Source organism: Rothia sp. HMSC068F09, from assembly GCF_001812775.1.
Lineage (GTDB): Bacteria > Actinomycetota > Actinomycetes > Actinomycetales > Micrococcaceae > Rothia > Rothia mucilaginosa_A.
The window spans coordinates 59,106-68,316 of sequence record NZ_KV810428.1; the positions used below are offsets into that span (position 1 = coordinate 59,106).

General features: G+C 63.9%; 7 protein-coding genes. All 7 read left to right on the top strand.

Annotation, left to right across the window (positions count from 1 at the left end; genetic code table 11):
* Positions 1-101 precede the first annotated feature (101 nt).
* The 7 genes from dprA (at position 102) to HMPREF2874_RS06520 (ending at position 9,049) form a co-directional block, all read left to right on the top strand.
* Positions 102-1,898: a DNA-processing protein DprA gene (gene dprA, locus HMPREF2874_RS06490; RefSeq protein ID WP_371440549.1), complete on the top strand. Its 1,797-nt coding sequence runs from the start codon at positions 102-104 to the stop codon at positions 1,896-1,898.
* Between the two features lie 245 nt (positions 1,899-2,143).
* Positions 2,144-3,214, top strand: a complete 1,071-nt coding sequence (locus tag HMPREF2874_RS06495) for a tyrosine recombinase XerC (RefSeq protein ID WP_083309858.1) — start codon at positions 2,144-2,146, stop codon at positions 3,212-3,214.
* A 219-nt stretch (positions 3,215-3,433) separates the two neighbouring features.
* Positions 3,434-4,333, top strand: coding sequence for an ACP S-malonyltransferase (locus tag HMPREF2874_RS06500; RefSeq protein ID WP_070649541.1), 900 nt, complete (start codon positions 3,434-3,436; stop codon positions 4,331-4,333).
* Positions 4,334-4,412: 79 nt separating this feature from the next.
* On the top strand, positions 4,413-5,438 hold the full coding sequence (locus HMPREF2874_RS06505; protein WP_070649543.1) for a beta-ketoacyl-ACP synthase III: 1,026 nt from the start codon (positions 4,413-4,415) through the stop codon (positions 5,436-5,438).
* 145 nt (positions 5,439-5,583) lie between these two features.
* Positions 5,584-5,826, top strand: a complete 243-nt coding sequence (locus tag HMPREF2874_RS06510; protein WP_049334085.1) for an acyl carrier protein — start codon at positions 5,584-5,586, stop codon at positions 5,824-5,826.
* Between the two features lie 181 nt (positions 5,827-6,007).
* Positions 6,008-7,279 carry a beta-ketoacyl-ACP synthase II gene (gene fabF / locus HMPREF2874_RS06515; RefSeq protein ID WP_070649545.1) on the top strand — a complete coding sequence of 424 codons (1,272 nt, stop codon included), beginning with the start codon at positions 6,008-6,010 and terminating at the stop codon, positions 7,277-7,279.
* A 315-nt stretch (positions 7,280-7,594) separates the two neighbouring features.
* Complete coding sequence (locus HMPREF2874_RS06520) at positions 7,595-9,049, top strand: hypothetical protein (protein WP_141754234.1); 1,455 nt, start codon at positions 7,595-7,597, stop codon at positions 9,047-9,049.
* Positions 9,050-9,211: the final 162 nt, after the last annotated feature.

Genomic DNA, 9,211 nt, shown 5'->3' on the forward strand with positions numbered 1-9,211 from the left:
GCTCAGCCGCCACTCGTCACGGTACGAAACGGAGTAAGGAGAACGCCCGAGAGGGGGCGTCACACGCCGCGACCGGAACTAAGCCGAAGGGGCAGGGGTACGTGCAGGGAGAGCTTGCCCTGGAGGCAGACTTTGACCTGCGGGCCATGACCCGCTGGCGGGCCCGGCACATCCTTTCCCTGGGGAACGAGCCCTCGCCGAGCCCCTATAGCGCCGCGCGCGAGCCGGGATATCTCGCCGCGTGCCTCAACCCGGTGTACCTGCCCAACCCGCAGGATGGGCAAGAAGATGTAGACTCCGGTACGTCGACGGCCGACCCTTCGATGAACGCCGACCCTTCGATGAACGCTGAGCCTTTGATGAACGCTGAGCCTTCGGCAAATGCGGAGCCCTCGGCAGCCCCTGAGCCCTCGGCGGTCGCGGGGGAGAGGGGCGCGGAGGAGACTATCGGCGACCCTCAAAAGGCTGATGCCCGGGAGGAAAAATCCGGAGCTGAGAAACCCGACGGAGTTTTTGCGAACGAGGAACCCGGCGGGCTACCTCCGCTCTTCGATCCTGGCCTTAGCCCCGAAGAGCTTGCCGCCGCGTGCCGCGAATACGTGCGCTGTTGTACCGCCCAGCTGATGCGTTGCGCAGAACCGGCCGATGAGCTTGTGGTTGAGGCGCTCGCCTGCCTGGGAACGCCCCTCACGGTGTACTACCTGCTCACCGGCGAAAGGGTGCCGTCCGAGATCTGGGAGCTGGGCGAACCGGACCCGCAGATTGGCGATTTTCTACGCGGGGTCGTGGGCGACGAGAAGAGCCCCCGACTCATGACGAATACGTGCGACTACTACCGCCCCGGAGAGCATCAGATGAACCGCGATGCCTTCCACGCCGAACTCGCAACCCGCCGTCTGCGCTGGCACCGCCGTATGGAACGCACCCTGGCCTCCGAGGCCCATATGGCCGCCACCTTCGGTGCGTGGCTCGTTACCCCCGCCGACCCGCTCTGGCCCGAACAGCTCCGCGACCTGGGCCCGGCCCAACCCTACGGACTGTGGTGCCTGGGGGATTCACGGCATCTGCTCGACCTTGCTAACCTGCCGAGCGCTGCCCTGGTGGGTTCGCGAGACCCCAGCATCTACGGTAGCGAGGCGACCACGCACCTGGCTGCTGAGCTCGCCCGCCGGGGGTACCTCGTGATCTCCGGGGGTGCGATGGGCATCGACATCACGGCTCATCGCGCGGCCCTCACCCACAGCACCGCTGAGCTACCCACCGTTGCATTCATGGCCGGAGGCTTGGACCGTCTCTACCCGGCTCAGAACGGCGATACGCTCAAAAACATCGTCGAGCGCGGGCTCATCATGAGCGAAGTGAGCATCGGTAACACCCCGACCCGCTGGCGTTTTCTTGAACGCAATCGCCTCATTGCGGGGCTGGCCAGGCACACGGTCGTGATTGAAGCCCGCTGGCGCTCCGGGGCGCTCAACACCGCACGCCACGCCCTCGAAATAGGTCGCCCCCTCTGGGCTGTTCCCGGGCAGATTAACTCGCCCAACTCGGTGGGCACGAACCGCCTGCTGCGCGACGGTCTCGCCCAGATTTTGACGGAGGCTGCCGACCTGTTGGAGTACGATGCCGCCGCGGGATACGAGCTTGGCGCCGAGCACGCCGGGGACTGGGATGCCGAGGAGTCGGCGGCCTCCACCGTTCTTGACGACCTTACGGAACGGCAGGGAAGGGTGTGGGACGATTTGGGCTTGCGTTCTTACCGCGGTGTGGACGATATCGCCAGTGCTCTGGGGCTGGGCGCTCGAGAGGTCATGATGGATCTTGCTCAACTGGAACGGCTGGGCCTGGCCGAGAGCAACGGCACCAGCTGGCGTAAGATGCCCCCGAAGAAGGGAGCGTGAGAAGACAGCCGGGGAGAGGCTCCACCCCGGCTCCACCTCAACGCGGTGATGCACCTTGCGTCACCGCCAGCTGAGGTTTAGGCCTCGTGTAGGCTTAGCCCTCGTGTAGGCCCGTGGAGCAAGCCAACGCTTAGAATGGGGAGAGCCGGTTGCACCCCGACGCATCGTGCCACCCCTGGGAGGCGCGCATCGGTACCCGTCCACCGGTACTACGGCAGTTACCCAAGAGGTCGAGAGGAGACGCTATGAACCAGCCGGCGCATCCTGCGCAGTCCGACACGAGCCGGGATGCTCCCTCGACCACGCTTCCCGTTGCCTACACCCGACCGATGGCAGAACCGGAGGGCCGGGCCTCCGGCGAATCGGCAAACGGTGAATCGGCCCTGGGCGTCTCGGGTGAGGTCTTCCGCCCGGTTATCGAGCGGTTCGAACGCTTCCTGCGTTACGAAAAGCACCGTTCCGAGGAGACCATCCGATCCTACGTATCAGACCTGGAGGGGTTCTTCGGCTACGTGGCTCGTCGTGGCGTGCGGCATGTGGACAGCATCGATGCCTCCCTCATTCGCGAATGGTTCGGCTCGCTTCACCTGCGCCGTGCTGCCCGCTCGACCGTGGCCCGTCGAGGCTCGACCCTGCGAACCTTCTTCTCCTGGGCACAGGAGGAAGAGCTTGTGCAGGCCAATCCCACGCGCGGTATGCGCACCCCCAAGCGCGAGAGCCATCTGCCGCCTGTGCTCAGCCGAGACCAGATGAGCCAGCTCATCGAAAACGTTCAGCGGCAACGGGCCGAAGACCCCCGGAACCCTCGTCTGCTACGCCTGGAAGCCGTCGTTGAGGTTCTCTACGCCTCCGGGATGCGCATCTCCGAACTCACCGGCCTGGACCTGCAGAGCATCGACCGCATGAATAAGACGGTGCGCGTGCTGGGCAAGGGCAACAAGGAACGAGTGGTTCCGCTGGGAACCCCGGCTCTCAAAGCCCTCAACCGCTGGGTTTCCAAGGGGCGTCCGCAGTGGATTCCCGAGGGCTCAAGCGGGGTGACGGCGCTGTTCATCGGGCCTCGCGGCGGGCGGGCCAATAGCCGTCAGATTCGTGAGGACCTGACGCGCCTGCTGCGCACCGTGGAGAACACTCAGGCCTCCGGCGCGCACGTTCTGCGTCATTCAGCGGCGACCCACCTGGTCGATGGCGGTGCCGACATCCGTTCGGTGCAGGAGCTACTGGGGCACTCATCGCTTGCGACAACGCAGATTTATACGCACGTGTCGATGCGGCGCCTGGCCGAGACCTATGCCCGCGCCCACCCCCGGGCCTAACCCACGGGGGAGAGGCCCCTGGCAATGCGTCGTTGGGCCGCCCGGGGTCGTCTCTCTATATGGGCGGGGTACGTTCGCTCTAAGCTATACACCGTTCAACTTACGCTGAAACTTTATGCACGGCAGTGGAACGCGGTAGCATAGGTAACAGATTATCCGAGGGTGCCGCACCCGTTGCGGCGCCGCGTACGAGTACCAAAATCAGAAAGGTCGCACCGCATGCGCGCACTCGTTTGCCCCGGTCAGGGATCCCAGAAGAAGGGCTTTCTGAGCCCCTGGCTTGAGATTGAAGGGGTGCGCGAGCACCTGGAACGACTCTCCGAGGCTGCAGGTATCGACCTGATCCACTACGGCACCGAAGCCGAAGAGGAAACCATCAAGGACACCGCCATTGCCCAGCCCCTCATCGTGGCAGCGGGTATCGTGACCGGTCGCCTCGCGCTCAAGGATCTCGAGGGTGAAGAGCTCGTCTTTGCCGGACACTCCGTCGGTGAAATCACCGCCGCCGCCCTGGCCGGCGTGCTCAGCGAGGAAGACGCCATGCGTTTCGTGCGCGTGCGTGCCAACGGCATGGCGGAGGCAGCCGCTGCCTCCCCGACCGGCATGGCCGCAGTCCTCGGCGGCGTTGAAGACACCGTTCGCGAGGCCATCGCCGCAGCAGGCCTGGTTGCCGCAAACTCCAACGGCGGCGGCCAGATTGTTGCCGCAGGCCCCATCCCCGCCATCGAGGAATTCGCCGCCAACCCGCCGGCCCGCACCCGCGTGATTCCCCTGAAGGTGGCCGGTGCATTCCACACCGAGGCTATGGCACCGGCCGTCCCCGCCCTCAAGGAATTTGCGGATTCCCTCAAGGTCTCCGACCCGAGCTCGCTGCTTCTGACCAACCGTGACGGCTCCGTCGTCACCTCGGGTGAAGAGTTCGTGCAGACCCTGGTTTCGCAGGTCACCAGCCCCGTGCGCTGGGACCTGTGCATGGCAACCCTGCTCGACCGTAACGTCGAGGGCATTATCGAGGTGGCCCCCGCCGGCACCCTCGTCGGCCTGGCCAAGCGCGCCATGCGCGGCGTCCCCGGGACCGCCATCAACACTCCCGAGGACCTCGACGCCCTCAAGGCCTAAGTACGGGCACCGACTCAGCTTCACCCCATAGACAGCAGCCCGCAGCCTGCGAGCCGCAACAGCATAAAGGATTGAATACGTGACTACCCTCAAGCAGTACGAGATCAACCGCTACTCCCGCATCCTCGGCTACGGTGCCGCCCGCGGCGAGGTCATCGTGCACAACGATGACATTGTCGAGGCCATCGACTCCTCCGATGAGTGGATTCGTCAGCGCACCGGCATCATTACTCGCCACCGCGCCAGCGAGAACCAGTCCGTCACCGACCTCGCCATCGGTGCCGCAAAGGACGCCCTGCAGTCCTCCGGTGTAGCTGGCGAAGATATCGAAGCGGTCATCATCTCGACCATTTCGCACCCCTACGCAACTCCCTCTCTGGCTACCATCGTCGCTAATGCTATTGGCTCCAAGTGCCCCGCCTACGACATCTCCGCAGCCTGCGCGGGCTTCTGCTACGGCATCGCTCAGGCGGATGCACTTGTGCGCGCCGGTACCGCCAAGAACGTCCTCGTGATCGGCGTTGAAAAGCTGTCGGACTTCATCGATAACACCGAGCGCTCCATCTCCTTCCTGCTCGGCGACGGCGCGGGTGCCGCAGTTGTCGGCGTCTCCGACGAGCCCGGCATCGCCCCCACCGTCTGGGGTTCGGACGGCTCCCGCTGGCATACCGTCGGCATGACCCACTCCCTTCTCGACATTCGCAACCGCGACTTCGTTGCCAACCCCGTGCAGGAAGGCGAGAAGATTTGGCCCACCCTGCGCCAGGATGGCCCCTCCGTCTTCCGCTGGGCCGTCTGGGAGATGGCCAAGGTCGCCAAGAAGGCCCTTGAAGAAGCCGGCATTACCCCCGACGAGCTCGGTGCCCTCATCCCGCACCAGGCTAACGCCCGCATCATCGACCAGATGGTCAAGACCCTCAAGCTTCCCGACACCGTCGCCGTTGCGCGCGACATCGTCGATGCCGGCAACACCTCCGCCGCATCCGTGCCGCTGGCAGCCCACCGACTGCTCAAGGAAAACCCGGAGCTTTCCGGTAAGTTCGCCCTGCAGATTGGCTTTGGCGCGGGTCTTGCCTTCGCAGCTCAGGTAGTCGTTCTTCCGTAACGGCCCCGAGCCGGATCCACACGGATCCCCACACACTCCGAGTTGCCGCATGCGTTCACAGCGCATACACGATAAACTCGGTAATGCACGCGTACCCCCGTCCGGTGGGTGCGACGACCATCGAAATAACAAAAGGAGCCCCTGAATGGCTAACAAGGAAGAGATCCTCGCAGGTCTGGCAGAGATCGTTAACGAAGAGACCGGCGTTGAGGTTGAGGACGTTCAGCTGGACAAGTCCTTCACCGAGGACCTGGACATCGACTCCATCTCGATGATGACCATCGTCGTGAACGCCGAAGAGAAGTTCGAAGTTACCATCCCCGACGAAGAGGTCAAGAACCTCAAGACCGTTGGCGACGCAGTCGACTTCATCGCAAACGCAGCCTAAGCTGTAACGCGACCGACGCGGCGCGGGCTCTCACCGGTCCGCGCCGCATCACCATACCCCCACTGCATACCCCCGGTCCCGCAAACGTGCCCGCGCACCGAAGCCTCCCGGGGACCACAGGTTTTTATCCACACACCACCGGATAGACCACCCACAAAACCACCCAAGAGAAAGTGCCACAATGTCTCGAAAAGTGCTGGTGACCGGCCTCGGCGCAACCACCCCCATCGGCGGCGACGTCCCCACCACCTGGGCAAACGCCACCAAGGGCGTTTCCGGTGTCTCCACGATTGATCAGCCCTGGGTTCAGGAATACGACCTACCGGTCTACATCGCCGGTCAGCTTGCCGTTGAACCCCTCGAATCCGGCCGCCTCACCAAGGTCGAAGCCAAGCGCCTCGATCCTTCGGGACAGCTCGCCCTCATCGCAGCTCGCGAGGCGTGGGAAGACGCAGGTTTCTCCGGCCCCGACGCTGAATCTGCCGAGGAAGTCGATCCCCTTCGCACCGGTGTCGCCTTCGGTACCGGTATCGGCGGTGTGTGGACCCTCCTGGACGCCTGGGATACCCTCCGCGAAAAGGGTCCCCGCCGCGTCCTGCCCATGACCGTGCCGATGCTCATGCCCAACGGCAACGCAGCCGCGGTTTCTATGAACCTCAAGGCACGCGCGGCAGCCCAGACCGTTGTCTCGGCTTGCGCATCCTCCACCGAGGCCATGCAGATTGGCGCCGAGATGATTCGTAGCGGCAAGGCCGACGTGGTTATCGTTGGCGGCTCCGAAGCTGCCATCCACCCGCTGCCCATGGCGGCATTCGCCAAGATGCAGGCGCTCTCCTCCCGTAACGATGAGCCCGAGAAGGCATCGCGTCCCTACGACGTCGACCGCGACGGCTTCGTCATGGGTGAAGGTGCAGCGGCCCTCATCCTCGAGTCCGAAGAGCACGCCAAGGCTCGCGGCGCACGCGTCTACGCAGAGCTCGCCGGTACCGGCGTCTCCGCAGACTCCTACCACATCACCGCGCCCGACCCCGCAGCGCTCGGCGCAACTCGCGCGCTGCGCGAAGCCCTCGAAGACGGCAACATCGACCCCAAGACCGTGGTGCATATTAACGCCCACGCGACCAGCACCCCCGCCGGTGACCTCCCCGAAGCAATCGCGATCCACGAAACCTTCGGCGAGCACACCAAGGACATTGCTGTCTCCGCAACCAAGTCGATGACCGGCCACCTGCTCGGTGGCGCTGGCGCTCTCGAGGCCGTGCTGACCGTTCTCGCGCTGCACCACCGCACCGCACCCTGCACCATCAACCTTGACAACAGGGACCCGCAGATTGACCTGAACGTTGTCACCGAGGCACGCGAACTGCCCGCCGGTGAGGTCGTCGCCATCTCGAACTCCTTCGGCTTCGGCGGCCACAACGCTGTCGTGGCATTCCGCTCGGTCGAAAACTAAGCATCCTGGGGCTTTTAGCTCCTGATAGACGTAACGCTCCCTCAGCTACCGTGTGTAGCGGGGGAGCGTTGCGTTTTGGGAGGGGCTGCTGGGGTGTCTCTTATCTGCCCGGGTAGCCATTTAGAGCTTCAGCGTCGTGTGTCGAAATCGCACGAATCAGTCTGCGTCATATTTCCCGCGGATACCGCGTTCAACGTCGTAACGGCATAACCTACCGGTATCCTATAGGTAAGTTATTCACCAAAACACATCACATATAGCAGTTTCAGCACCAGGGTATCCAAAACCCCATCGGACTATACACTCGAGAGCAGTATGGCTAAACATCTGAACCGGGCCGCGCCCTCCTCCACTACCTCAAACATCAGCGATCAAGCGTTGACCCCCGACGAGCCCCGCGTCTCGACGAAGAGTGCGGGGACGGCTCGGTCTACCCTCCCTGCAACGGCTGATTCCTCGGATGCTCGCCCTATTCGTCGGCTGCCCGCCTACCGCACCTGGGTCCCGGCGCTGCTGATCTGGATTCTTTCCTGCGCGGTTCACTTCGGCATCTTTGCGCTCTCCCTTTCCCGAGACCTGCAGCATCCCATGAGCAAGGTCAACCGGAGCCTCGACTACCTGTCTTACCTGAACATTTGGGACGCCCTCTTCTACGAGCGTATCTATAAACACGGCTACCCCCAGGAGTTGCCCTTCCTTCCCGACGGAACGGTAAACCACAACACCTGGGCGTTCATGCCCCTGCAGTCGGTGCTCAGCGGTGGGGTATCCAATGTTTTCGGTATTGACTACCGCCTGGCGTCGGTCCTGGTGACTCTTGTGGCCGGGTGCGCGTTGTCCCTCGTGCTCTACCGCCTTTTCGTGGGTTCCCTGAACTGGAGTGCCCGAGGCGTCTTCGACACCCGCCCGCAGGCGGGGGATGAATCCCGCAACCGCCTGGCGCTGTGGGCCCTGGCCGTGTACGCCCTGAGCCCCGCAAGCCCAATCTTTGTCACCGGTTACGCTGAAGCCCTCTCGACCCTGTTCCTGGCCCTGTGCGCGTGGTGCGTGGTGCGTAACCGCTACCTTCTGCTGCTCCCCGTGGCCCTTTGCGCGGCCCTGTCCCGGCCGGTGGGTGTGCCGCTGGGTGCCTTCGTGGGTCTGTGGTGGCTCTGGTGCACGGTTGCCGACTACCGCGACCGCACCGGCGGCATCCTGCGGCTATCGCTCTCGGATGCGTGGGCTGCGTTCCGCGGCCGCCTCGGCCAGCTTCTGAGCGCCCTGGTGGTGTGCTCCTTCGCCTTCGTGCACCCCCTGCACGCCGCCCTCCGCACCGGACGCCCCGATGCGTACCTCGCGACGGAACTGGGATGGAGCGGTCGCAAGCCTGAAGAGGGACACCTTATCTTTATCCAGTGGGTCAAGCAATGGGACGAATACCTTGGCGGATCCCTTCCCTGGGAAATCGTGGCGCTATTCTTCGTGGCGCTCATCCTGGGCTTCTATTGGTGGATTTCGCTCAAGGGCAATCGCTCCCTGCTACACCCCGCACTGTGGCTGTGGACGGCCTGCTACGCCGGATACCTCTTCATCTTCTGGCTCCCCATTACCTCCACGCCTCGTATCATCCTGCCGATGTTTACCCTCTCCCTGCTGGTGGCCTCCTATCTGCCCAAGAGTCGCGTCTACCGCCCGGGGCTGGTCCTTCTCGGGGTGCTGGCCTCCGCTGCGTGGGTCCACATGTTCTGGGGAGGTCCGGATACCATTAGGAACATTTGGTTTATCCCCTAGAAATCTATCCCAAGAAATTTATCCCCGAGAAAGCGGGTGCTCCGTGCGCTAAATGCGGGGAGAGATGGCATACCGGCGTGCGGGGGAGTTAGGCTTCCGTGGGTTGGTTGTTTGAGAGTGCATACCGGACGCCGCTCGCGGGGGAGTGCCCCCTCTGCGGCG

What these genes read in the sequence shown, in the direction of transcription:
- fabF (WP_070649545.1), top strand. Translation starts at nt 6,008, where the DNA reads ATGTCTCGAAAAGTGCTGGTGACCGGCCTCGGCGCAACCACCCCCATC.
- HMPREF2874_RS06520 (WP_141754234.1), top strand. Translation starts at nt 7,595, where the DNA reads ATGGCTAAACATCTGAACCGGGCCGCGCCCTCCTCCACTACCTCAAAC.
- HMPREF2874_RS06500 (WP_070649541.1), top strand. Translation starts at nt 3,434, where the DNA reads ATGCGCGCACTCGTTTGCCCCGGTCAGGGATCCCAGAAGAAGGGCTTT.
- HMPREF2874_RS06510 (WP_049334085.1), top strand. Translation starts at nt 5,584, where the DNA reads ATGGCTAACAAGGAAGAGATCCTCGCAGGTCTGGCAGAGATCGTTAAC.
- HMPREF2874_RS06495 (WP_083309858.1), top strand. Translation starts at nt 2,144, where the DNA reads ATGAACCAGCCGGCGCATCCTGCGCAGTCCGACACGAGCCGGGATGCT.